This is a genomic window from Peptoniphilus indolicus ATCC 29427 (assembly GCF_000227315.1).
Classification (GTDB): domain Bacteria; phylum Bacillota; class Clostridia; order Tissierellales; family Peptoniphilaceae; genus Peptoniphilus; species Peptoniphilus indolicus.
This window is the reverse complement of sequence record NZ_JH165147.1, coordinates 1-625: the sequence shown is the minus strand read 5'-3', so window position 1 is coordinate 625 and position 625 is coordinate 1. Positions and strand designations below refer to the sequence as shown.

Genomic DNA, 625 nt, shown 5'->3' with positions numbered 1-625 from the left:
GTCTTCCCACCAGGTTTCACGTGTCCGGTGGTACTCTCTTGTGCCAACTATTTTCGTTTTCGCTTACGAGACTGTTACTCTCTTTGGTACTCCTTCCCAGAAGTTTCTGCTAACTATTTTCGTCTTATGCACGGTCGGGCTCTATCCATTTCGCTCGCCGCTACTTTGGATATCGAGTTTTCTTTCTTTTCCTCGGGTTACTTAGATGTTTCAGTTCACCCGGTTCGCCTCTATAAGCTATGTATTCACTTATAGATACCTCTTTTGAGGTGGGTTGCCCCATTCGGATATCTGTGGTTTGGCGGATATTTGCTCCTACCCACAGCTTTTCGCAGCTTGTCGCGTCCTTCTTCGCCTCTTGGTGCCTAGGCATTCACCTAATGCTCTTTTTTACTTGACCTTTGCTAATCAATTCTTATTGACTGCTTTTATTTGTTTTCCAGTGAAAAAGTGTCTTCTTTATTACTTCGTATTAAATTTGACTCTTCTTCTTTCTTGATATGATTGTTTAGTTTTCATGGTTCATATTGCTTTATTTAAAAAGCATGGTGGACCTGGGGGGACTCGAACCTCCGACCTCACGCTTATCAGGCGTGCGCTCTAACCAGCTGAGCTACAGGTCCAT

Annotated in this window: 1 tRNA gene and 1 rRNA gene; both read right to left on the bottom strand. The window is 43.7% G+C overall.

The features are described from left to right. Window positions 1-400: ribosomal RNA gene (locus tag HMPREF9129_RS10420) — 23S ribosomal RNA — on the bottom strand; the annotation flags it as partial. Between the two features lie 146 nt (window positions 401-546). After that, window positions 547-623: transfer RNA gene (locus HMPREF9129_RS10415), tRNA-Ile, on the bottom strand. Window positions 624-625: the final 2 nt, after the last annotated feature.